This window comes from Stieleria tagensis (assembly GCF_024129865.1).
GTDB classification, from domain to species: Bacteria; Planctomycetota; Planctomycetia; order Pirellulales; family Pirellulaceae; genus Stieleria; species Stieleria tagensis.
Genome location: NZ_JAMYFE010000058.1, coordinates 92,508 through 115,856, shown reverse-complemented (window position 1 = coordinate 115,856; position 23,349 = coordinate 92,508). Strand labels below are relative to the sequence as shown.

The 23,349-nt window shown below is 56.2% G+C and carries 17 protein-coding genes; 9 read left to right on the top strand and 8 right to left on the bottom strand.

Annotated elements, in window-relative coordinates:
• Nucleotides 1-52: 52 nt before the first annotated feature.
• From NHH03_RS14730 to NHH03_RS14710, 5 genes are all read left to right on the top strand, one after another.
• Nucleotides 53-412 (top strand): DUF2237 family protein, encoded by a 360-nt coding sequence (locus NHH03_RS14730; RefSeq protein WP_253157353.1) that lies wholly within the window; start codon nt 53-55, stop codon nt 410-412.
• Nucleotides 413-549: 137 nt separating this feature from the next.
• Nucleotides 550-1,506 carry a tetratricopeptide repeat protein gene (locus NHH03_RS14725; protein ID WP_253157351.1) on the top strand — a complete coding sequence of 319 codons (957 nt, stop codon included), beginning with the start codon at nt 550-552 and terminating at the stop codon, nt 1,504-1,506.
• Between the two features lie 9 nt (nt 1,507-1,515).
• Nucleotides 1,516-2,526: an RluA family pseudouridine synthase gene (locus tag NHH03_RS14720; protein ID WP_253157349.1), complete on the top strand. Its 1,011-nt coding sequence runs from the start codon at nt 1,516-1,518 to the stop codon at nt 2,524-2,526.
• 77 nt (nt 2,527-2,603) lie between these two features.
• Nucleotides 2,604-3,920 (top strand): coproporphyrinogen-III oxidase family protein, encoded by a 1,317-nt coding sequence (locus NHH03_RS14715; protein ID WP_253157347.1) that lies wholly within the window; start codon nt 2,604-2,606, stop codon nt 3,918-3,920.
• A complete protein-coding gene (locus NHH03_RS14710; protein WP_253157345.1) occupies nt 3,904-4,401 on the top strand; it encodes a glycine cleavage system protein H in 498 nt (165 codons plus the stop codon). Before NHH03_RS14715 ends, NHH03_RS14710 begins: the two co-directional genes overlap by 17 nt.
• Nucleotides 4,402-4,419: 18 nt before the next feature.
• Here the strand turns inward: NHH03_RS14710 and NHH03_RS14705 are convergent, their stop codons facing one another.
• The 3 genes from NHH03_RS14705 to NHH03_RS14695 all read right to left on the bottom strand — a co-directional run bounded on the left by NHH03_RS14705 (nt 4,420) and on the right by NHH03_RS14695 (nt 11,883).
• Nucleotides 4,420-6,255, bottom strand: coding sequence for a PTS sugar transporter subunit IIA (locus tag NHH03_RS14705; protein ID WP_253157344.1), 1,836 nt, complete (start codon nt 6,253-6,255; stop codon nt 4,420-4,422).
• 250 nt (nt 6,256-6,505) lie between these two features.
• Nucleotides 6,506-8,821 carry a hypothetical protein gene (locus tag NHH03_RS14700; protein ID WP_253157342.1) on the bottom strand — a complete coding sequence of 772 codons (2,316 nt, stop codon included), beginning with the start codon at nt 8,819-8,821 and terminating at the stop codon, nt 6,506-6,508.
• A complete protein-coding gene (locus NHH03_RS14695) occupies nt 8,818-11,883 on the bottom strand; it encodes a hypothetical protein (protein WP_253157341.1) in 3,066 nt (1,021 codons plus the stop codon). The genes NHH03_RS14700 and NHH03_RS14695 overlap by 4 nt, the downstream gene beginning before the upstream one ends.
• 130 nt (nt 11,884-12,013) lie before the next feature.
• Between NHH03_RS14695 and recG the strand changes: the two genes are divergently transcribed.
• On the top strand, nt 12,014-14,197 hold the full coding sequence (gene recG / locus NHH03_RS14690) for an ATP-dependent DNA helicase RecG (RefSeq protein WP_253157339.1): 2,184 nt from the start codon (nt 12,014-12,016) through the stop codon (nt 14,195-14,197).
• Between the two features lie 171 nt (nt 14,198-14,368).
• On the opposite strand, the gene NHH03_RS14685 is transcribed toward recG, so the two are convergent.
• Nucleotides 14,369-15,937, bottom strand: coding sequence for a sulfatase family protein (locus NHH03_RS14685; RefSeq protein WP_253157338.1), 1,569 nt, complete (start codon nt 15,935-15,937; stop codon nt 14,369-14,371).
• Between the two features lie 865 nt (nt 15,938-16,802).
• On the opposite strand from NHH03_RS14685, the gene NHH03_RS14680 reads away from it, so the two are divergent.
• Nucleotides 16,803-18,230, top strand: coding sequence for a sulfatase (locus NHH03_RS14680; protein WP_253157336.1), 1,428 nt, complete (start codon nt 16,803-16,805; stop codon nt 18,228-18,230).
• Nucleotides 18,231-18,236: 6 nt separating this feature from the next.
• Here NHH03_RS14680 and crtI read toward each other — a convergent pair whose 3' ends face one another.
• From crtI to NHH03_RS14660, 4 genes are all read right to left on the bottom strand, one after another.
• Nucleotides 18,237-19,748 carry a phytoene desaturase family protein gene (gene crtI / locus NHH03_RS14675; protein WP_253157334.1) on the bottom strand — a complete coding sequence of 504 codons (1,512 nt, stop codon included), beginning with the start codon at nt 19,746-19,748 and terminating at the stop codon, nt 18,237-18,239.
• A gap of 106 nt (nt 19,749-19,854) precedes the next feature.
• Nucleotides 19,855-20,553: a hypothetical protein gene (locus NHH03_RS14670; protein WP_253157332.1), complete on the bottom strand. Its 699-nt coding sequence runs from the start codon at nt 20,551-20,553 to the stop codon at nt 19,855-19,857.
• Nucleotides 20,554-20,639: 86 nt separating this feature from the next.
• Nucleotides 20,640-21,119, bottom strand: coding sequence for a transcription elongation factor GreA (gene greA, locus NHH03_RS14665; protein WP_253157327.1), 480 nt, complete (start codon nt 21,117-21,119; stop codon nt 20,640-20,642).
• Nucleotides 21,120-21,230: 111 nt separating this feature from the next.
• A complete protein-coding gene (locus tag NHH03_RS14660) occupies nt 21,231-21,428 on the bottom strand; it encodes a DNA gyrase inhibitor YacG (protein ID WP_253157325.1) in 198 nt (65 codons plus the stop codon).
• Nucleotides 21,429-22,013: 585 nt separating this feature from the next.
• Here NHH03_RS14660 and NHH03_RS14655 point away from each other — a divergent pair.
• Together NHH03_RS14655 and clpP are read left to right on the top strand one after the other, a co-directional pair.
• The gene (locus NHH03_RS14655) at nt 22,014-22,667 is read left to right on the top strand and encodes a ClpP family protease (RefSeq protein ID WP_253157323.1); all 654 of its coding nucleotides are present in this window, start codon (nt 22,014-22,016) and stop codon (nt 22,665-22,667) included.
• A gap of 91 nt (nt 22,668-22,758) precedes the next feature.
• Complete coding sequence (gene clpP, locus NHH03_RS14650; RefSeq protein WP_253157321.1) at nt 22,759-23,349, top strand: ATP-dependent Clp endopeptidase proteolytic subunit ClpP; 591 nt, start codon at nt 22,759-22,761, stop codon at nt 23,347-23,349.

The following is a 23,349-nucleotide window of genomic DNA, read 5'->3' as shown; positions in this document are numbered from 1 at the left end:
CTACACTTGAAGGGTTGATTCTCCGTCCCGCTGTTCACCGATTTGACCTGACATGGCCAAAAACGTTCTTGGTACCGATTTGGAAAGCTGTAGCACCGACCCGATGACCGGGTTTTATCGTGATGGTTGCTGTAACACGGGGGCTTCGGACACGGGATTGCATGTGGTTTGTTGTGTGATGAGTGCCGAATTTTTGGCCTTCAGCAAGTCTCGGGGGAACGATCTGAGCACGCCCAACCCACTGTTCCGCTTTGCGGGGCTGCAGCCAGGCGACCGGTGGTGTTTGTGTGCCGCCCGCTGGAAAGAAGCTTACGACGCGGGCCAGGCACCGGATGTGGTGCTGGCGTCCACACACATTTCCTCGCTGGAATTTGCGTCGCTTGAGGAGCTGCAGGAGCACGCCGCCGAATAGTCGGCCTTCTATTGACGGTAAGTTTTTAGCATTCCTATACTTCCGGATTCAGGCCGAGCGCGACACTTGCGCTGCCGATGACCGCACAGACCACTCAATAGGGCCCGATCGTTTAGAAAACGCGGGCTTCAGTACACATGAAAGATCGCCAGGAACAGCTCGAGCAGAATCTGGTCGCAGAGAATCTCGCGAGCGTTTTCAAAAAAGTGGAACCCTATTCGAAGCTGATTTTGGCGGGTGTGGTTGCCGTCGTCGTGGCTTTGGTCGGAATCGGGCTGTACACCAGCGGGCAAACTGCCAAACGGGCCGACGCCACATTGCAATTATTGATGGAAAACCCCGAAGTCGCCTCACAATATCCCGACACCGTGGCCGCGGCCTGGTCGCTATTGTTCCAAGGCAACGATAGCTTGGCCCAAGGCATCAATTCGCTGTACCAAGACCGTGACGAAGCCGAAACGTTGCTCGGTCAAGCCAAAGAGCAATTCACCAGTGCCCGTGGGGCCTCCAAAGACACGATCTTGGTGTCGCGAGCCAATTTCGGATTGGCAATGGCCGCCGAATCGCTGGGTGAAGTCGAGGAGGCCAAGCAGGCCTATCAGGGCACGGTGGATGCTAACGAATCCGAACAGATGGTAGAAATCGCCAAACAGCGGATCGCTCGGTTGGCGAATCCCCAATCGGACGAATTCCTGGCGTGGTTCTCCGAACAAGATTTCTCGCCCGCCGATCCGTCGTTGCCGCCCGAATTGCCGGGTGCATCAGGATTGCCGGATCTGCCCGATTTGGAGCTGCCTGATCTGGATTTGGGCGACAACTTGAAAGCATCGGATCAGCCGCAAGATGCCGTCGAAGGCGGTTTGGAATTGCCGGAGGATGCACAGGCCGGCAACGAGGCGGAAATGAACGCCGAGCCAGCAGCCGATTCCAGCGAGTCAACCGATCAGCCCGCCGAACCCGCCGCGGCGACCGACGCAGAGCCCAGCGAGACTCCAGCCGATGGCGCGTCTAAGACCAGTGACGAAGCAGCCGAGCCGACCGGATCGACCAATGAAGAGTCGGCTGATGATTCGAATTCCGAAGCATCTCAGTAGCATCACCGAGTGACTGAATCTGAACACGCCGCTGACGCTACACCGATCGAGGATCCGGTTCGTCGTGATTTTGTCGTCCCGGATTCAGCCAACGGCCAGCGGATCGATTTGTTTCTGACATCCGCCTGCGACGGTTTCAGCCGCAGCCAGATTCGCAAGGCGGTTCAGGACGACGGGGCGGAGGTCGACGGGCGGGTGGTGCGTCCGAGTTTTCGCATTAAACCCGGTCAGGCGATCCGCTTTCAATTGCCGGAAGAATTTTCCGACGATGTGGTGCCGGAAAATATCCCTTTGGATGTGTTGTACGAAGACGACGGATTTGTCGTCGTCAATAAACCACCGGGGATGGTGGTGCACCCCGCTCGTGGCAACTGGATCGGCACGTTGACCAGCGCTCTGGCCTATCGCTTTCAGTCCCTTTCGGATGTGGGTGGGCCGACCCGCCCCGGCATCGTGCACCGATTGGACCGCGACACCAGCGGAGTGATTGTGGTCGCGAAAACAAACGCGGTGCATGTTGCGCTGGCCCAGCAATGGCAGGATCGCGAGGTTGAAAAGGAATACTTTGCGATCGTCGTCGGCCGGATCGACCGTGATCGCGATGTCATTGAAGCGTCGATCGGTCGCCATCCGTATCAGCGGGACAAAATGGCAATCCGCGAAAATCACGCGACGACCAAGACGGCCAGCACGTTTTACGAAGTCATCGAGCGGCACGGGCGGTTCACCACCGTTCGCGTCAAACCGAAAACCGGTCGAACCCATCAAATCCGCGTCCACCTGGCCCATTTGGGTTACCCGATCCTGTGTGACCGCTTGTACGGTGGGCACGCGATGGCCAGCGAATCCTGGTTGCAGGGCAAAGGATCGGTCGACGATAGCCCCCCAGTTTTGACTCGCCAGGCTCTGCACGCCAAACGGCTGACGCTATGCCATCCGCAAACCGGGCAAATGATGTCGTTTGAAGCCCCGCTGCCGGATGACCTGTTGCGGACCATCGATGTCATCCGCAGTCACTGATGACCTGGAGGGTGACCAGTGGCTACAATAGCGTTCCAATCGATCACGCAGTTCCCGCCAATCGCACAGACCGCTCTATGTCTTCAGCCGCAAGTGATTCGAAAACCGAAGTCGGTAGTTACTTCATTTCGAATTATCCCCCTTACAGCCAATGGAAAAAAGACTTCCTGGGCGACGTTCGGACCGCGCTCCAGAGCCCGCCGACGGAAACAACGCCGTTGGGTTTGTACCTGCACATCCCGTTTTGTCGCAAACGCTGCAAGTTCTGTTACTTCAAGGTCTTCACCGATGTGAAAGCCCCCGAGGTCCAGCGCTATGTCGATGCACTGTGCAACGAGATCTCGATGGTCAGCCAATTGGCTGTGATGAACGATCGCCCGTTCCGATTCGTCTATTTCGGCGGCGGAACACCCAGTTTTCTTTCGCCCAAGCAACTGACAAAACTGGCCGGCCGATTGCGCGAACACATCACCTGGGACGGTGCCGAAGAGGTGACGTTTGAATGCGAACCGGGAACACTGAGCGAGACCAAAGTCAAAACGCTGCGTGAAGAATTGGGCGTGACACGGATCAGTTTGGGGATCGAGAACTTTTCTGACAAATTGTTGGAAGAAAACGGGCGTGCCCATTTGTCAAAACAGGTGTTTCGCGCCTGGGAATGGATCGCGGAAGCGGAATTCCCCAACGTCAACATCGACTTGATTTCCGGAATGGTCGGCGAAACCTGGGACAATTGGAAAGACAACATTCGTCAAACGATCGACATGTCACCCGAAAGTGTGACGATCTATCAGATGGAATTGCCGTTCAATACCGTGATCAGCAAAGACATGTTGGACAATCATTCCTCCAGTCCGGTAGCCGACTGGGCCACCAAACGGGCTTGGGTTGACTATGCGTTCAATGAATTTTTGGATGCCGGATACAGCGTCAGCAGCGCCTACACGGTGGTCAAGGATCCGTCCAAAGTAAACTTTTCCTATCGTGACAACCTGTGGAAGGGGGCCGACTTGCTGGCCACCGGAATCGCCAGCTTCGGCCACGCCAGTGGAGTCCACTACCAGAACGTCGCCGAATTAGAGGGCTATTTGTCGACGGTCGAATCCGGCCAATTGCCGCTGGGACGAGGATTTGTACCCAGTGATGAGCAAAAACTGATTCGTGAGATGATTCTGTTGCTCAAACGTGGTTATCTAGAACGCGACTATTTCCAACAGAAATTCGGTGTCGATATCGTTTCCCATTGGCAGTCGCAGTGGGACAAGTATGTTGACGAGGGCTGGGCGACGGTCCACGACGATCGGGTTGAATTGACCCGTTTCGGATTGCTGCGTGTCGACGCCATGTTGCCATTGTTCTTCGAGCCGGAACATCAGAATGTCCGATACACCTAGCGGCGACTCGTTCTCGTTCGCGATGGGAGAGTTCCAGGCCACGTTTCCAACCGATCGCCATTACGCCAAGAACCACATGTGGGCCAAACACATGGATCCGGGGTCGACGTCGACGCAGTGTTGGCGGTTCGGATTATCGGCCTATGCGGTGCGGTTGCTGCAAGACGTGTATTTCTTGGATTGGGAAATCGATCCGCCGTCGACGGTCGCAGCGCGACAGATGATCGGTGCCATCGAAAGCAAGAAAGCAGAAAGCGATTTGTATTCTCCGCTGGCCGGTGTGTTCACGAAAATCAACGAAGACGTGGTGGCCGACCCGTCGTTGATCAACGCCGACCCCTACGATCGCGGCTGGATGATTGAACTTTCCGTCGACGGTGCAGCGACAGGCGTGTTGTTGTCGCCGGTTGAATACCGCGAACACTTGAACGATGCCTGGGAGATCGCGCAGCGCACGATCAAGGGCCAAGCAAACGTCTAGCAGCGGTAGTGGATCTTGTCAAAGATCCTGCGTCGCAATCTTTGGATCGATCGGCTGGTCCACGACGTTCGCCTTGGCCATCAGCGGACGTGACAACTCTGCCTCTCGCAATCCGGCTTTGTCGGCAGCGTCTTCGAGAAAATAGTTGATGTCGGCTTGCTCATCGGCGTGCAGAACATTGTAGGCGTGCGCCGGACTGTAGGCGTGGTACAGTTGTTCGGCCAAGTTTGCATCGCGGGTGATCGCCGTTGCAAAGGCCGATAAAACCTGCAGGTGACGTTTGCGTTCCATCTCGGGCGTCGCCAGCAGCAACACGGCGTGAACACGTCGCCCGTCAGGCGTTTCGAATCCCAGTCCTTCGGAACTGATCCCCAGCACGCCGCGAATTTCGTCGCCTTCGCCTTTCTCTAAAATGGCATGAGGGATCATCAGCCCCTTGCCCAGACAGGTCGAGTGATTGGATTCGCGTTGGATCACTCGCTGAACAAAGTCTTCCTGATCGATCCCCATCGTGGATGTCGCGAACAACTGTTGGGTCAATTCGCGGACGACGGTTTCCCAATCATTGCCGGTCAAACCGACACTGATGCGATGTTCCTGTAGAAAATCCAGTAATCGAGCGCGATCCTTTTGAGCTTCGCCGGATTGTCCCAATGCAAACCGCGTTGCACTTGGCCCCAACAATTGATTGATCGCAAGCGCAGACAACCCAACCGTGTTGACCAAGGTTCGAATCTCTTCACTGATCGCAGGGTTTTCGCTGGTGACCAAAATCAACCCCACCGCAACACCACCGTGCGGCAACAAAGCAATCCCCAAATAGTTGCGGACGTTGTTGGGAGCACCGGCCATCCACATCGCCAGGAACGAGCTGGAACACTTGCCCAGCAACCGGGCGGTGAAGTACAGCAGAACCAATGCCAGCGCATGGGGCACCAATCCAAAATCGAGACGCATTCCGGCGAACGTGTAGAACAGCGCGAACAGGGCGCCGCTAATCGTTTGCAGGTAGGCTTCGCAGGATCGGACCAAGTCGTGTCGCAGGTTGGTGACCACAATTCCGGCAAAGGTACAGGCCAAGATACCACCCGAAGTTCCGAATCCGGCGGCAAATCCCCAGGAACCCAACACGACCGCCACCATCGTCGGCCCCAAAAACGCTGGGCTGACAAACGTTCTGGTCAACAGGATCGCCGTGATGGCGCAAAAGCCACCGATGGCCAGCGTGATGGCAAACTGAACCAAAACGCTTTGGAACGCATGTGACCAACCGGCTTTGTCAATCAGTACCGTCGTCACAAACACGAATGCAGCCACCGCGATCATGTCAATCAAGCCGATCGCGGCCAGCAGGGTTCGCGTCAAGATTCCTCGCGCACGGGCTTCCTGGATCACCAGTACGGTGGTTCCCGGCGCACCGGCAATCGCGATGGCCGCCAGCAACAATGCCGGTTGCTTCGTCATCTCTTCCCCGCCAGGCAGAAAGGGGGCAACGAAAAACAGCGCGACACCCACAATAATCGGTGTGATCAGGATTTCGCCCAGCAACAACAGACCGATTCGTTTTCCGGTGTTGCGCAGGCTTGAGAAATAAAGCGTGGCGCCAACGGTGAACGCGATGAAGCCCAGTACAAAGTGCATGTAGGGCAAAAAACGATCCAAGCACTGTGGATCGCTGTGCGTGTCCATGCCGGGCAGGGCGACCCAACGCAAAAAGATTCCCGTCGCGATCCAGCCGGTGACTTTGGGCAAGCGAATCGACGCAAAAATCTCCCCCCCAATGATGCCTGCAACCAGCACCGTTGCCATGTTTAGCAGTGGATCGTCAAAATGCAGATCACTAAGAAACTCCATGGTTCCAATACCTGGGGGTTCATCGCAGAGAAGGCGGACGAGAGGGCGGTTTGCCACCGGCGACCCGGGGACAGGCCGCTATCCTAACCCGTTTGGGTCCGTTCCTCCTAGCCCGTAACAACGGGAGCGGGCTACTGCGGCAGAAGGTTGCTGCCTGCTCGACCACGGATTCGGGGTTCCCAGAGCCCGGCGTCAGAGAGCTGCCCCGCCATGATTTACCCGCCAGTTCTAAGGGTGAACCGGTCAGTTCTTATTCCAATTCCCCCAGCAATCGCTCCCAGCGATCTTGGTCCGCGTACAACTCTTGACCGCCGATAAATTGACGATTTTGCGGGACCACCGCGTTGGTCTGCATGATGTAGTTTGCCATCTGATCGACTCGGCCGGGGGCGTTCTTCAACTGTTTGTAAAAGGACTGGCAATTGAAAAACCATGTCTCGGTTGACATGCCTTGCTCGATTGCCAGATCGATCCCATCGCCCATCAGTTTGGGATCGAAGGAACGCCAGTGATAGGCGTTGGTATCCAGCTGAACCCCCAGATAGCCGACACTTTCCGCGTAGACGTGCCCGGCAAAGGGCAGTTCGTACATTCGGGAATGGGACAACAAATAGCTCAGCATATCGCCGACTTCACCATGCCACTGGGGGACTAGTTTAAAGCCGACGGTTTGCGCTAGTCCGGTGCCAAGCGGAAACAAATCGACGGTACGGCGACAAATCGCATCGACTTCTTCCAACTGGCCGCTCGATTCCAAGAACGATCCGACATAGGTCATCAACGTCAACGAACAGGGGCGTGTTTCGTTGTCGATCAGCGCCTTCATTTCTTCCATCGCTTGCACGCGACGTTCTCGGTAACGCGTGAACCGATCACCGCCCAAACCGTCTTGGGCTTCGCGGGCACGCCAGGATTGTCGGTGCAATAAATTCGCATGCACGGTTCGTGCCCAAAAACCATCCTGTTGGTGCCATTGCTCCAAAACCTTTAGCCGCTCCGCGATCGCTGAATCCAGATCGTCACCATCGAGTTGTTGACGTTCCAACCAGACCGCCCAGTTCGTCGATGCCGTTCGCAGCAGATTTGCAAGGAAGTCAGACGAACTGCCGATGTGTGACCAGTAATCTTGGTCATGAAGCACTTGGCAGGTCGCTTCAAAATCATCGAGGTCGCCTTCGGTAAAGAACAGGCCGATGTCATGGGTTGCTTGAACTCCGCTGCGTGTTCGCCAGGGAATCCAGTTGGCCAAGTGCAATCCGCTTTGATCGGCGACTGCGATCGAACTGCCGAATCGATTGGCGATGAATCGGTCGGGTTTATGATCGAGCGGTCTGGCGACGGAATTAAAACGATTTCGAATATTGATGTCGTGGATCACCCATTGCCATTTTCCTTGGTGTGGTCGGCGGCTCAGTCCAATGGCCCACTCGCCGGCTTTGCCGTGTGATTCCCGAACCGGATTCAACCAAGCCGGTTGCCAGAACAGGGACCGCGTTCCGGGTTCACGTTCCGGGGCGAGTGCAATTTTTCGAGCGGTGGTGTTGTCGATTCCGAATTCCGCATTGCTGTTGGGACCGACGACTGCGCGAGTGAAAAACGCGGTTTTGGGTGTCGCCCAAAAATCGTCCCGGGCCCCGCCGCAGATCGTTGGTGGCTGATCAAAAACGGTGTCGGGGTATTCGACAAAGTCAACGATGCGGCCGGATTCTTGCAGGTAGGTGCGCGGTCGTTGGTCCACGGTCACCAGAATTCGGACGCCGTCGAAACTCATTCCGACGTCGTGATAGCTCGGTTGCGATTCGGCACCCTCCAATTCCAACACTTCAAACCGCTGTAGATCCGGGTCGCCGCCAAATAGCTTTCCCGATTCCGTCAACATCAACATGTACGAATCGTCATCGGCAACCAGCCACTTTTTGATCGGCTCCCCAGGTCCTTCGATCTCGCCGACCGGTGCGCCATCTTGACTGCTGATCCGACAGATCTTTGCCGTTGATGCGACCAGAAAATCATTGGATTGGGGGGCGAATCGAATCGCCATTGCTGCGGCATCGGACCAGTCCCCGGGCAATTCCCGTTTTCCAATCAGACGACCATCGGCAGTGTTGTAGAGCGCAAAATGTTGGTCCGGCGTGATCGTCACCAACCGTTTGCCATCGATTGAAAGGTCAAATCCTTGGGCGCCGACAAACTCCTGTGCCGGGATATTACCGCTCCAATCAATCTGCGTCGGTAGCGGAGAAAGCAATGTTTGCAAGACCGTACGAACCGGTTCGGACAACGACGGGGATTGCCAAACTTTCGGATCGCATTGGTTCAGCGGCGCAACTTGGATGGGTTCCTGATACGAGGTTAAGTAGGCCATCGGTGGTGGTTTGGCGATCGCCATCACGGTCCCACGTATTGGCCAGTCGTGGCGGATTGCGTCTTGCGAGTCGACCAGGTCCAACGCCAATTCGGTCGGTGAATCGACGACGACGTCATAGATTGGTTGGTCACACCCCGCCCCGCCGAGTATCAGCAGGATAGCGACCAACAGCGGTGCGATTCGATTGTGCCCGCTCATTGGTCGTCTCCGTCTGCTTCGCTGTCGATCGCCGCTGCATCGACCGTGTCGTTGACAGGGTCAGCGGGATTGACGTTGCCACTGTACAACCGGCCGATCCAGCGACCGAATTGAACAGCGGTCGGGGTCGACGATGTAGGCGGGGTGATAGTGATGTTTGTGGGGTTGCCACCGCCGATGGTCATCATGGCATTCGGCCCGGTTCCCATGGCACGGATCACATCGGCTGAGTACTGACCGCCGGGGGCAAAGTCTTCCACGACGACCAGAGATGGCGGTTTGAAATCCGTGAAGACACCCGGGGTCATCGTGTATCCCATTTGTTGCTGTTGGGAAATCGCTTGCAGATGCATCCTCTGTTGCCAATCGGCCAACGATCTCAGCCGATGTTCGTTCAATAATTTGATTTGCAACTGCGTAGCGATCGGGCTATCGGTTAAATCAACGTTCAGCTGGCGATGACTGGAAAGTGCCTTGGCCAACGATTCGTCATTGAAAGTGACGTTGCGCAGCGTCAAATGTCTGAGCTTGGATCCTTTGTCGGCAATCAATTTCAACAGATCGTCACTCAGATCTGTGTCAGACAAATTGAGAGTGTTGAGTTCCGTTTCCTGCAGCAGTTTCGCAAGGATCGTTCGAGGAATACCGATACCGGCAACCGACAGGTGTTGCAGCGAAAATTGACTGCCAATTGCCGCCAAGGAATCGGCGTCGATCGGACAGTGATCGAGTACCAGGGACGACAGGTTTTGGGAATCCAAAAGTTTAGGCAGGCTGGCGGCTGTGATTTGGGTGTTGGCCAAATTCAAATGTGTTAGCAGCGGTAGTTTGGGCCACTGTTCGACGACCGCATCGTCGACTTCACAACCGGGCAAGGACAACGCGTGGGTCCCACCGACCGGCAACTTTGCTAACAGTTCGGCGGAAACAACGGGATAGGCGAGTGTTAGCACACCGATCCGAGTGCTGCCCAAGATCGGTTCGACGATCGCGTCGCTGACAGTCGGGCCGCCAACCGCAAAGAACGCCAGGTTGTTTTGTTCGCTGATTTGGGCGTCCGCTGGCAACGGTCCATTGATGGCGATGCCCGTGAGTCGCGGCGCGTTTTGAATTTTCAGCGATTCCACCCAGTCCGCTTCCACGGACATTTCCAGTTTCGGCATGTCGACAATTTTGATCGATTCGACGTAACTGAAATCGCCGTCATGTCGCAGAATCGTGGTCAGGTTGTCATGACCGACATACTCGATCGCAACCGAGTCCATCGAACCGGTCATAAAGACGCTATTGGAACGGTACCTGCCGGATGTTGTGTCCTGGCCGTATTCCAATGTTTCTAAATTTGGAAAGGCGCCAATGATCCAGCGAACCACCGTTTCATTGACCGGGTTGTTGGTCAATCGCAGTTGCCGCAGCCACTTCATCGATTCCAGCGATTTCCACTGTTTCCACTCGGTGCCCGATGCAGCTAACAACAGATGGGTCAACTGTTTGTTCTTGGCCAACGGTGATAGATCGACACCGGCTAGTGGGACAGCGTCCAAATCAATCACCGCCGGGCCGGTGCTGTTTCCAATTCCTTCGATCAACGCGGTTGCCGCTTCGGGACTCAGTTCACGTTCGTACGGATTGTTGATACGAGATCGGTTCAGTGATCGATAGTAAACGCCCGCCCCCATGGTCTCGATTTTGGTCGGCCCCTGAAGCGAAAATGATTTCAGGTCGACACAGAAAAAACTCAGTTCTTGTAGGTTTGGCAATCCCGAACCGGCAAACCGCTCCAGCCAGTTTTGTCCGGGCACCGACCCGCCGTGCGGCAGTCGAGCATCCCAATGACTCAATTCATTTTTGACGGATTTCAATTTCGGCAGTTCGTCCAATTCCAAATCGAATTTTTGAAATTGGTCAAGCGTCAGCGTTTCTAATCGCGGCAGATTGGCCAACCGCACTTTCATCGTTGCGGAATTGACCGGGGTGTCATATTCATTGATCACCAAGTGACGCAAATTTGGCCAGCCATCGATCTCGATCTGATCGTGTTCGCCTCGTTCTGGATGTGGTAGTTCCAGTGTTTCGATCGTGTCCGACCAGTCGGGTTTGCCCAGATCGGCAAGCTGGACTTCGGTGTGGATTAAATTCAGATGTCGCAGATCGGGCAGTGTCCCCAACGCTCTGGCAGCTTCGGTGGTCAGATTGGTGCGCATGAGGTTGACCGTGTGCAATCGCCGCTTGGACGTGATCCACTGCAGCGTTGATTCGTCCAGTTCCCGGCCGGCAAGTCGTAGGTCGGTCAAATGAATGGAATTGCCAAGGGGCGCGAGTGATGCCAGGTCGTAGTCCCCACCGCCGATCCGCAGACCGGTCAGCGTTGGGATTTGGACAGCCGATTGAACCAGTGCGTCGCTGGGATTTTCAAGTCGTACGACGCGGATTCGCCGCAGCATTTCCAGCACTGATGTAGGCAGGCGGGGCTGCAGGATTGCCGGCACCCATGTCGAGCGACGCACCGCGGTGTCGGATTTGGCAAACTCACGGACAAGCTGCCCCGTATGCTGGTTGCCGCGTTTCAACGATTGCCACATGCCAAATGGCAATGCGATCAGAATCGTCAACACCAACAAATCGCCGATGCTGATTCGCAGCTTTTTCCTGTCGGCGACCACCGTCGACTTTCCGCGTCGATAGACGTAGAAACAAACCAATCCGATCGCCAACAGGGCCACGGTGACATTGCGAAGCAGTGCGCCGATGGAAAATACACTCAGCCCCGGCGATGTGCCGGATTCTTGGTAGCGAATGCTGTAGCGGAACGGCCAGCCGGCCATCACCGGCAACGGGGTTTGGCTGAGTTTGAAATCGGGAAACAATTCGACGTCACCGATTGTGGCTGTTTCGACATAGGCCAATGGCCAATTTAGCACCACCGCCAGAGCGGCCAGCGCGACCGCGGCGATCAGCGGTGCTCGCCAAGGACGGTGCGACGCAGCGGAGGGGGTGTCGCCAACACGCGTCGAGTCAGTGGTGGGTTCAGTGGTGGGGTCTGGCACTTGAGAATCAGTCATGGCCTCACAGACACTGAAAAGAGGAAGGCAACTGGAACACCCGTCCGACGACAGAGTCAACAGTTTGAGCCCTTGCCAACACGCAATCAAGCTTTTCACGCCGCTGCGACTGTTATATTGTGAAAGACCGATGGAAAACGCACCCACCCAGACGACACTCGCGACGCCTGCGCAGTATTTGCCGGGTGTAGGGGCCATACGCGGCGGACGGTTGATGAAAATCGGCCTTCGTACCGCCGGCGATTTGCTGTTTTGCTTTCCCCGCGACTACGAATTCCCCGCTCCTCCCAGTTCGGTGGATCGACTGCGCGAAGGCCAATCCGCGTCGCTGGTTGGCATGATCACCGATGCCGAGATTGTGTCTCGCACCCCAGGCAAATCGGTATTCGCCGCTGTGGTTGAGAACGAGACCGGCGCTGTGAGGATCCTGTTTTTCAACCAACCGTTTCGCGCCGAACAGATCACATTTGACAAACAAGTGATGATCAGCGGCGAACCCAAATTGAACGGATTGCGGTGGGAATTCGTGCATCCGAAAGTCGTCTTGTTGGACGAAGACGGACAGATCGATAAACCAAAAATCTTGCCGATCTATCCACTCACCGAAGGCGTCAAACAGGATGAAATGCGACGTTTCGTTCGATCCGCGATGGATGCCCTGTCCGAATCGCTGACCGAGGTGTTGCCGGTTGAGTTGCGTGATAGCGCGACCGCAGCGCTGCGTGATGCCGAAATCGATCTGCGATTGCCGTTGCCAGAAATTCAAGCGGCCATTGAAAGTATCCATTGGCCAGCGGATCGCAGCGATTTGACCGCGGCGAGAACTCGTTTCATCTTTCAAGAACTGTTGGTGATGCAATTGGCGCTGGCCATGCGACGGCGGCGGTTGACGACCGAGTTGCGTTCGGCGGCTTTGCCAACAACGCCGAAATTGGATGCCCGGATCACCAATCGATTCCCGTTCGAGCTGACGACGGATCAACGGCGAGCGATGCACGAGATCGGGCGCGATATGGGACGCCAATTTCCAATGAACCGCCTGTTGCAGGGCGATGTCGGCAGCGGCAAGACCGTGATCGCAATCTATGCCATGATGCTGGCCGTCGGCAATGGTCATCAGGCGGTGTTGATGGCGCCAACCGAGGTGCTGGCCAGACAACATCATCGCACGCTGTCAGGGATGTTGGATGACAGCCGAGTTCGTATCGGATTGCTGTGCGGATCGTTGACGTCCGCCGAACGCCGCGAGACGCTGCAGAAGGCTGCCAATGGCGAGATTGATCTCGTGATCGGGACTCAGGCCCTGTTGCACGGGATCGAATTCAAACAATTGGGACTGTGCGTGATCGACGAACAACACAAGTTCGGCGTTCGCCAACGTGTCACCTTGCGCAGCGGTGGTGTCGACCCACACTACCTGGTGATGAGCGCAACACCGATCCCACGCTCAGTCGCGATGACGATTTTTGGAGACGTAGACCTGACCACACTACGTGAGAAACCGCCGGGGCGGGGCAAGGTGAACACTTACCTGGGACGACCGGAATGGCGTCAACGTTGGTGGAAGTTTGTCGAAGAACAACTGGATGAGGGACGCCAGGTGTTTGTGGTCGCACCCCGCGTCAATGCGGCAGTCTCCGATGAATCTTCCCGTGAAAGTGATTCCGCCGATTCGGATCAGGATGAAGCGGCCGGTGACGAAGATGTTTCGTCGGTGGAAACGATCTATCAGCAGCTAAGTGAAGAGATCTTTGCCAATCGTCGCGTCGGTCTGTTGCACGGCCGATTATCCAATGATGAAAAACAAGCGGTGATGCAATCCTTTGCCGCCGGACGAATCGACGTGTTGGTCACCACCACGGTGATCGAAGTGGGGATCGATGTTCCCAATGCCACCGTGATGACCATTATGGGAGCCCAGCGTTTTGGGCTGGCCCAACTGCACCAATTGCGTGGACGGATCTCGCGAGGCGTGCATCCGGGACATGTTTGTGTATTCACCGACGGCAGTCAGACGGCGGAGGAATTCGAGCGATTAAAGGTGTTCGAAACGACCGCGGACGGATTCGAGCTGGCCGAAGCCGATTTTCGCTTGCGCGGTCCAGGCGACGTGCTTGGGGCGCGCCAAAGCGGGTTGCCGCCGCTGCGAATCGCAAATGTGATCGACGATTTAGAAATCCTACAGGTCGCTCGTCAGATCGCTCAGCAAACGATCGACGAGGACCCCGAATTGTCAGACCCCAAATGGGCTCCGCTGCGAAAACAACTGATGCGCCGCTACGGGCATCGGTTAGAACTCGGCGATGCGGGGTAGCGACGAGCGGTGCGTGGGTGTCGGATTGTGGTGATTCGCTCCGCCGACCAAGGTACGATCACGGGGGCGCCAGCGCTTTTACGGTAACCCGACGCGTCAGCGATCTATCTGGCCTCCCGAGCGATACACGGCACTCATCACGCGCTGCGCTTAGCTCAGAATGACCGGTCGTCATGGCTGGACGTTTTCTGTCGGACCGTTTTCCGTGGTGCGAAAATACGACTTGGGAAATCCGGCTTGCTGGGAATGCCCCGGATGGCGCCAGGGGAACTTGGGGCCGCGGTCTTCCAGCAACGGAACCTCGCTACCATCACTCTCTTGCAACAGTTTCCAAAGCAACGCATTCATCTTTTCGACCTGGGGCTGATGCGACTGGGATTCGATCAAATTGTTCATCTCGTCCGGATCGCGTTCCAGGTCGTAGAGCTCGTCGCGATCCCACAGTCCATGGCAGCGAATGTATTTCCAACGACCGCCAATGACGGCGTGCAGCGTGGGCGTTTGCGGGTAATTTCGCTCCCAATAGTATTCATACAACAGATGCTCACGAGAGTCGCCGGATTGTGGATTGCCACACAGCGATTGCCACAAGCTGATCCCGTCGGTAGCGGCCAGTGGTTTGGCGCCGGCCGCTTCCAGCAAGGTCGGCGCGATGTCGATGTTGCCAATCAAGCCGGTGTAGAGCTCGCCGGTAGGGATTTTTCCAGGCGATTTGATTAGCAGCGGGACCTTCGCGCTCGCTTCGTAGGCGACTCGTTTGTCGATCAATCCGTGGTCGCCGAATTGGAAACCGTTGTCACCCATGTAGACGAAAACGGTGTTGTCGTGCAGCCCGGCATCGATCAGATACTGGTTCAATCGTCCAACACTGTCGTCAACTGCCAGCACCGATTCACAATAGCGACGGTAATACACAGCCGGCGAGAAGTCTGGCAAGTTGTATCCGAAATCGACTCCGTGTCGGCTGTTGCGTTGATTCTGTACCCACATCGGCAGATTGCCGGCGACCATTTGTTCGGGAGTGGGAATGGTGATCGGTAGCGGTTCGTTTTCATAGCGGCCGCGGTGACGGTCGGCGGGAACAAAATCCGAGTGAACGCCTTTGTGGCTGACGTACACAAAGAACGGTTTTTCACTGTCCCGTTGGCCAAGCCACTGCAGTGCGTAGTCGGTTAGTTCGTCGGTGATGTATCCCTTCTGTGGGACTCGTTTCCCATTGATGTTAAACCCGTCATAGGTCGTCTGGGGAACTTCACGAGTGGTTCCATGGCCGTCGGGCCAATAGGTGCCCTGGCCCTTGAATCCAACCCAGTGGTCGAACCCACGTTGCGGGTCATCAATGTGGCCGCCCATATGCCACTTCCCAAAAAACGCGGTTTGATAGCCAGCGTCTTGCAGTCGTTGTGGAAAAAACACCAGTGATGGATCGACCGGATGGTAGTTGTCGACGACACGGTGATTGTGCGCGTATTGGCCGGTCAGGATCGAGGCTCGACTCGGCGAGCACAGCGAGGTGGTGACGTAGGCATTGGTGCACATCGCCCCTTGCTGCGCGATCGAATCGATGTGCGGCGTTTCAATGAACGGGTGTCCCGCTGCGCTCAAGCAATCAAACCGATGGTCGTCGCAGAGCACAAAGACAATGTTGGGTGGGGATTGGCAACGAGCGGGACGTGCCATGGCGATGCTGCCAAACAGCACTAGCAACAGGGGAGTCAAACGGGCAAATCGTCGGCGCATCAAATCAGTCCGGCGGGAAATGAGAGGGGATTCAGGCAACGCCCTCAGCATAGCTGAACCGTCGGGACCGAGCACCAGCGAGAGAGCGGATGAGTTATGATGGTCGATTCCAACCAGCGATCGCTTCGGTAGCTAATCCCGCCAGGGTTCAGACGGTCGAGGTTCGGGGGAATCTGAACCGTCGCCGGTCCAGCTACGGTTGGGAGTGAGTCGTCGTAGCTGATCCCGCCAGGGTTCAGTCGGCCGGGGTTCGGGGGAATCTGAACCGTGGCCGGTCCAGCTACGGTTGGGAGTGAGTCGTCGTAGCTGATCCCGCCAGGGTTCAGTCGGTCGGGGTTCGGGAGAATCTGAACCGTGGCCGGTCCAGCTACGGTTGTGAGTGAGTCGTCGTAGCTGATCCCGCCAGGGTTCAGTCGGTCGGGGTTCGGGGGATTCTGAACCGTGGCCGGTCCAGCTACGGTTGTGAGTGAGTCGTCGTAGCTGATCCCGCCAGGGTTCAGACGGTCGGGTTTCGGGAGCATCTGAACCGTGGCCGGTCCAGCTACGGTGTAGGGAGTGAATTGTCGTAGCTGATCCCGCCAGGGTTCAGACGGTCGGGGTTCGGGGGATGCTGAACCGTGGCCGGTCCAGCTACGGTTGGAGGAGTATCGTCGTAGCTGATCCCGCCAGGGTTCAGTCGGCCAAGGTTCAGGGGATGCTGAACCGTGGCCGGTCCAGCTACGGTTGGAGGAGTATCGTCGTAGCTGATCCCGCCAGGGTTCAGTCGGCCGGGGTTCAGGGGATTCTGAACCGTGGCCGGTCCAGCTACGGTGGGGAGAGAATCGTCGTATCGCGTTGAAATCCTGTTTGAAGGTATGCATTGTAGATGTTTGCTCGACTCATCATTCCTGTGGCGACGGCATTGTTCGTGTCTCTGTCGGCTGGTGCGGCCGAGCGACCGAATTTTGTGTTCCTGTTGGTGGACGATCTCGGCTGGGCCGATTTGGGATGCAACGGCAGCACGTTCTACGAAACGCCTCATATCGATGCCTTGGCCAAGTCGGGAATGCGATTCACCAACGGCTACGCAGCCTGTCCGGTTTGTTCGCCGACACGCGCAAGCATCATGACCGGGCGGCATCCGGTGCGCGTCGACATCACGGATTGGATTCCCGGCGCCGATGCGTCGCGCTACCCTGGGCATCGGTTCCAACAGATCGATGATCGTGATGATTTGGCGCTCGAGGAAGTCACCATCGCGGAACAGCTTCGTGAAGGCGGTTATCAAAATTTCTTCGCCGGCAAGTGGCACCTGGGCGATGTCGGCAAATTTCCAACTGATCAAGGATTTGATTTCAACGTCGGCGGGCATCACAAAGGCAGTCCTCCCGGCGGTTACTATTCGCCGTTCAAAAATCCTATGCTGCCGGATAAACAGCGCGGCGAATATCTGACAGAACGATTGACAGATGAATCGGTGCAGTTTCTGGAAGACCACGGCGATGAGAAACCGTTCCTGTTGTACCTGGCCTACTACAATGTTCACACGCCGATCCAGCCCTATCAAAAACGTGTGGGGCACTACCGTGACAAAGTTGAATCGATGTACGGCGATTCCGAGTCGCCGGCGACCAAAGAAGGCGACGGCCTGTCGCGATCACGTCAGGACAATGCCGACTATGCATCGATGGTTGCTGCGGTCGATGACAGTGTCGGCCGATTGATGCAAACGCTGCAGCGGCTGGGACTGGAGCAAACCACCAACGTGATTTTCTTTTCCGACAACGGTGGGTTGTGTACCGTCCGCAAACCCGGCCCGACCAGTAATTTGCCGCTGCGAAGTGGCAAAGGCTGGTGCTACGAAGGTGGGATTCGTGAACCGATGATCGTCCGCGCGCCCGGAATCACCCAACCGGGCAGTGAGTGCGATTTTCCAGTCATCAGCATGGATTTCTTTCCGACCCTGTTGGAACTGGCCGGGATGCCGGCTGCGCCCGAATTGCATGTCGACGGCGTCAGTTTGGTTCCACTGTTGAAAGGCGCGGCGGAAATCGAGCACGCGCCGCTGGTATGGCACTATCCACACTACCACGGATCAACCTGGCGTCCTGGCGCGGCGATCCGCGATGGCCAATGGAAACTGATTGAGTTCTATGAGGATGATCGGGTCGAGCTATACGATCTGTCGCAGGATGTTGGCGAGACAACTGATCTCTCAAAATCGAATCCGGCCAAGACCACTGAGTTGCGAGCCAAACTAAAAGCCTGGCAGACAAAAATGAATGCCAAAATGCCCGTCGAAGTCCAGCAGTGATGGCCGTCACACAGAGAGCGGTGAGTCACTCAGACGCTTATCCAAGTCATCCAGCAACAGCTTGCTGGTGATACGGCTGGATTCATAGATCACCGGCAATCCGCTGCCGGGATGGGTGCCGCCGCCGACTAAATAGACGCGGCCCAGATCTTCAAAGCGGTTGCGCGGTCGATTGTGCAGCATTTGCCCCAGATTGTGTGCCAGATTGAACGTCGCGCCTTTGTAGATCGCATAGTCGGTTTGCCAAGTCTGAGGCGTCAGGACGTGCTCGAACCGAATGCGATCGCGAATGTCGCCCAGCCCGATCGCACTTAAACGGTCGAGGGTCAATTCACGGAACGCCGGCGATTGACGCTCCCAGTCGATCGATCCGGTTTGATGGGTCACAGGCACCAAGACATACAGCGTGCTGTGTCCGGCAGGGGCCAGCGAGGGGTCGGTGACACAGGCATTCTGGACGTAGAAGGATGGATCCTGGCTGAGCGTGTGTGACTGTTCAATCTCACGCAAATTGTTTTCATAGTCGGCACTGATATGAATACTGTGGTGCGGCAGATCGGGATATTGGCCTTCGATCCCCAGGTACAGCATGAACGTGCTGCATGAGAACCGTTTCTTGGCAATGGATTCATCTGTCCAACGCTTGCGTTTGTTGTTGGGCACCGTGCGGGTGATCCAGTCGGCAAAGTCGGCATTGATCACAAACGCGTCGGCGTCGTAGGTCGCCGTGTCGGTCGTCAGCGAGCGGACGTCGCGACCGTCCAGCGAAACCGAGCGTACCGGTTCGTTGAAACGAAATTTGACGCCCAGATCCTGCGCGATCTCCGCCATCCGTTCACTGACGCGACTGCATCCACCGATCGGATGCCACACCCCATACTCGTATTCTAAGAAAGACAGGATGCTAAACAGGCTGGGGCAATTGAACGGCGACATGCCCAGGTATTTGGATTGGAACGCAAACGCGATCACCAACCGAGGATCGGAAAAATAGCGTTGCAGTTCTTTGCCCAAGGAACGAAACGGATGCAGGTGAGGCGCTGCGCCGACCATCGACCTGCGCATCAAGTCGGCGGGGGATGAAAATGGAGATTCCAGTATCGGACGGAACTTGGCCAATTTGACTCGATTGTCGTCCATGTAGCGCCGCAGCGCACCGACATCGGCAGGTGAGAATTGCTGGATCTGGCGATCCATTTCATCCATGTCCGCGGTGCAATCCAATTGACCACCGCCGCCAAATGTCAGTCGATACTGCGGCTCTAAACGCACCATCGGGACCTCTTTCATCAGGTCGTAGCCGACGCTGGCGAAGATCTCTTGCAACACTCGCGGGTACAGAAAAAACGTGGGGCCACAGTCAAAACGAAAGCCGTCGGATTCGATTGCGGAAGTCCGACCACCGGGACGATCGCGACGTTCCAAGACCGTGACGTCACAGCCGGCATGTGCCAATTGCATGGCCGCGGCGAGTCCACCGGGGCCGGCACCAACCACCACAACCTTTCGTTTGACCATCGACGGATACTCTGGGGGCAGTGGGCAGTAGGCCAGGTGTCACCTGACGACGAAGGAATCACTTGAACCAATGCATTTCACGCGGCCGGTTGTTGTCGACCGACTGCTAATAGGTTCCGTGCTCGATCCCGTTTGTGATTTCGCGGCGGATCAGAGTATCGATCGAGACGTCGTTCTTAGGTGTTTGGTCGACCTTGGCTCGCTCGGCCGAAATCCGGGCTCGTTTGACCACTTCGCCAACGGATTTGACGTCCAAGGTTTCCACCAGTGGTGAATCCGACAGCGACGGATCGGTTTGCAGCACCGGAGAGAGGATATGGGCAAAGTCAAGTGTTGTGATCTGGTTGCTTTCCACGCCCTTTCGCAATCGATCGAATTGGATCGAAGCATCGGGTGGGAAATCGTCGGTGTGGGAATCAACAAATCGTTCCACTTTTCGAATCTGTCCCCATTGCAAAATCGGCAAGCGAGTCAGTCGTTGCATCACCCCAGATGCCTGCCATCCCTCCAACTGTCCGCGTTCGATTTCGTCAGCAAATTCGCCGAGCAATTTGACCGCACCGGCTTTTTCCTTTGGCTCAAGCAGACTCTGCTCGACCGCCGGGATAAAACTTCCTCGCATCGATCGAAGAGCCAGTTCATCTTGCTTTTGAAAGATCAGCCAGGTCATCACGCCGCAGAAGATAAACCCGACAATCCCCATCAACGCCGCAATGGCCAGCAGTGCCGGCATACACCCCGGGCCTTCATCCTGTTGGACGTCGGCAGTCGAATCGTTTTCAACAGGATCGTCGTCGTTGGCCATCACGCCGGACAGTAGGCCAGGTGAAACCTGGCGGGGAAGAAATGAAGTGGTCCGATCGATCAACGATCGCTAGGTCGCAACTGCGCTTACTCTGCAAATTCGATCTTGACGACTTTCAGCGTCATCTTTCCGGCTGGAACATCGATCTCCGCCGTTTGACCGACTTTTTTGCCCAACAATCCTTTTCCGATCGGGCTGGTGACCAAAATTTTGCCAGATTTGTAATCGTCTTCACCTGCACCGACGAATGTGAATTGCTCTTCCATTCCGTCGGCCTGGTCTTCCACGGTCACCGTGCATCCGAACACAACTTCGTCACGCGGCAGTTCCGACATGTCGACGATCGAAGCGCGAGCAATCTTGTCTTTCAACAGATTGATCCGCGCTTGCGTCTTGCCCTGGCTTTCGCGCTGGGCATGGTATTCGGCGTTTTCCTTCAGGTCACCTTCTTCGCGGGCGGTGGCAATCTTATCCGCGATCTCGGGCATCACTTCATTTTCAAGGTGTTCGATTTCGGCTTTGATCTTGTTGTATCCCTCGCGGGTCATCGGAACCGATTCAACCATGACAGTCTCCACTGGTCGCTGAAAAAAGAAACCTTCCCCGTTTGGGCGACGGGAAAGGCTTCGTTGATAAGCACGACAGTTTCACCGGTCTCGGGCAAAATGTAAAGGTCGCTAGTCGACCAACCGCGGATCGATGGTCTTGGGCGACTCGTCCGCTTCGTGCGGTAATCCGATGTCTTCGTCCAGCCAACGTCCCAAATCGATCAACCGGCAGCGATCACAGCAGAACGGTGGCGCGTTGGTTTCGTCCATCCGAAACCGTTTTCCGCAGGTCGGGCACTTGCATTTGTCGCTGCGTTTGATTGACATCGGTCTGTTTCAACACTTCCTCTAGCGAGATCGTAAAAGTCGGCAGGCGGCTGCCGCCGATTGCGGCATTCTAGGCCTGTGGCTGGCGAGCTTGCAAATTGCCAGGGTGGCAGGCCGGTATCCGACAGTGGCACGCTGGAATGTGCCAACTTGACCGAGGTCCGGCGTTGGCGGCGGATTTCCTCAGCTTTACGCTTTGGCCGAGGCGGTTTTTGCTGCCGTGGTTTTGTATCCGGCGACTGACGCCGCCGGCAGTCATTTTGTCGCCCGCTGGGCACTAGAAAGACGCACCCTCAAAACTCACGCGTCTGTGAGCCAGCTGCCTGCGCCGGCCGCTTTGGTGACGCAGGGTATCTGGCAAGATAGGCAAGATTCATCCGCTGTGGATGCATTGGTATTGGATTTGCTATGGTTTGCGGCGTGACGTTTGGCTGACAGAGTGATCTTGCAACCATCGGCACTGGTCTTGTCAGATTCGTTTTTGAAGCGAACACTACCAGGTCATCGCGGTTCCGATCTGCATCAACAGGTCGGCCCGCCAACGCGATGCGCTTCCCGCAGCTTTTTAACTCCAGAAGACACTTTATGGATTCACCGCTAACGCACCCGTTTGCCGCGAGCCAGATCTCCGGCGGCGAACTTTCCGCCAGTCACGCCTACCAGAATTATCAACGCCAGCGTCAATTGACGTTGGGTGACTTGCTGCTGGAAAACCGAATTGTCTTTCTGCAGGGCGAAATTCACTACGGCAATGCCAATGAATTGGTGATGAAACTGCTGTATTTGCAAAGTGAAAACCGTCGCAAAGACATCCATTTCTACATCAACTCGCCCGGTGGGAGCGTGACCGCGACCCTGGCGATCTACGACACCATGCAAATCCTGTCGTGCCCGGTCGCGACCTACTGCGTCGGCGAAGCCTGCAGCGGTGCCGCGGTGTTGCTGGTCGGCGGAACCAAAGGCAAACGCTATTGCCTGCCCAACAGTCGTGTGATGATGCACCAACCGATGGGCGGTGTGGGCGGCCAAGTCAGTGACATCGAGATCCAAGCGGCCGAAATGTTCCGCTATCGCGATGTGCTCAACGGAATCATTTCCAGCCATAGCGGGCAGCCGGTTGAAAAGATCGCCGGTGACACCGACCGAGACTTTTTCTTGGGCGCCAAAGAGGCCAAGGAGTACGGATTGGTCGACGACATTTTGACCAAACCACTGGTCGATGAAGAAGAAGACGATTGATCCGACAGCACCGATCCACGTCGCCCTGCGAACGCGACAACCGGTTGGTCATCCCGTTTTCCCATCCAGTCCATTCTAAAAGAACACCGATATGCCTCTGATCCCTTACGTCGTCGAAAAGAGCGGCCGCGAAGAACGTACCTACGACATCTACAGTCGGTTGCTGAAAGATCGCATCATCTTTCTCGGCCAACAGGTGGATGATCAAATCTCAAACGCACTGGTCGCCCAGATGCTGTTTTTGATGAGTGATGATCCCAAAGCCGACATCCACTTGTATATCAATAGCCCCGGTGGCAGCATCACCGCCGGCATGGCGATCTACGACACCATGCAATTTGTTTCCTGTGACGTGGCGACCTACTGCATCGGTCAAGCCGCTTCGATGGGCGCCGTCCTGCTGACCGCTGGTGCCGCGGGCAAACGATTCGCGCTGCCCAACGCGCGGATCATGATTCACCAACCGCTGGCCGGGATGCAAGGCACCGCGCGGGAAGTCGAAATTCATGTCGAAGAACTGCGTCGTATCAAGAAACGTATGAACGAAATCATGATCGATCACACCGGTCACTCTTTGGAGAAAATCGAAGAGGATACCGATCGTGACCGTTTCATGAGCGCCGAGGAAGCCTGCGAGTACGGATTGATCGACAAGGTCGTCCGCAAAGCCGGCGACGAATAA

What these genes read in the sequence shown, in the direction of transcription:
- NHH03_RS14730 (WP_253157353.1), top strand. Translation starts at nt 53, where the DNA reads ATGGCCAAAAACGTTCTTGGTACCGATTTGGAAAGCTGTAGCACCGAC.
- NHH03_RS14725 (WP_253157351.1), top strand. Translation starts at nt 550, where the DNA reads ATGAAAGATCGCCAGGAACAGCTCGAGCAGAATCTGGTCGCAGAGAAT.
- NHH03_RS14715 (WP_253157347.1), top strand. Translation starts at nt 2,604, where the DNA reads ATGTCTTCAGCCGCAAGTGATTCGAAAACCGAAGTCGGTAGTTACTTC.
- NHH03_RS14710 (WP_253157345.1), top strand. Translation starts at nt 3,904, where the DNA reads ATGTCCGATACACCTAGCGGCGACTCGTTCTCGTTCGCGATGGGAGAG.
- NHH03_RS14705 (WP_253157344.1), bottom strand. Translation starts at nt 6,255, where the DNA reads ATGGAGTTTCTTAGTGATCTGCATTTTGACGATCCACTGCTAAACATG.
- NHH03_RS14700 (WP_253157342.1), bottom strand. Translation starts at nt 8,821, where the DNA reads ATGAGCGGGCACAATCGAATCGCACCGCTGTTGGTCGCTATCCTGCTG.
- NHH03_RS14695 (WP_253157341.1), bottom strand. Translation starts at nt 11,883, where the DNA reads ATGACTGATTCTCAAGTGCCAGACCCCACCACTGAACCCACCACTGAC.
- recG (WP_253157339.1), top strand. Translation starts at nt 12,014, where the DNA reads ATGGAAAACGCACCCACCCAGACGACACTCGCGACGCCTGCGCAGTAT.
- NHH03_RS14685 (WP_253157338.1), bottom strand. Translation starts at nt 15,937, where the DNA reads ATGCGCCGACGATTTGCCCGTTTGACTCCCCTGTTGCTAGTGCTGTTT.
- NHH03_RS14680 (WP_253157336.1), top strand. Translation starts at nt 16,803, where the DNA reads ATGTTTGCTCGACTCATCATTCCTGTGGCGACGGCATTGTTCGTGTCT.
- crtI (WP_253157334.1), bottom strand. Translation starts at nt 19,748, where the DNA reads ATGGTCAAACGAAAGGTTGTGGTGGTTGGTGCCGGCCCCGGTGGACTC.
- NHH03_RS14670 (WP_253157332.1), bottom strand. Translation starts at nt 20,553, where the DNA reads ATGGCCAACGACGACGATCCTGTTGAAAACGATTCGACTGCCGACGTC.
- greA (WP_253157327.1), bottom strand. Translation starts at nt 21,119, where the DNA reads ATGGTTGAATCGGTTCCGATGACCCGCGAGGGATACAACAAGATCAAA.
- NHH03_RS14660 (WP_253157325.1), bottom strand. Translation starts at nt 21,428, where the DNA reads ATGTCAATCAAACGCAGCGACAAATGCAAGTGCCCGACCTGCGGAAAA.
- NHH03_RS14655 (WP_253157323.1), top strand. Translation starts at nt 22,014, where the DNA reads ATGGATTCACCGCTAACGCACCCGTTTGCCGCGAGCCAGATCTCCGGC.
- clpP (WP_253157321.1), top strand. Translation starts at nt 22,759, where the DNA reads ATGCCTCTGATCCCTTACGTCGTCGAAAAGAGCGGCCGCGAAGAACGT.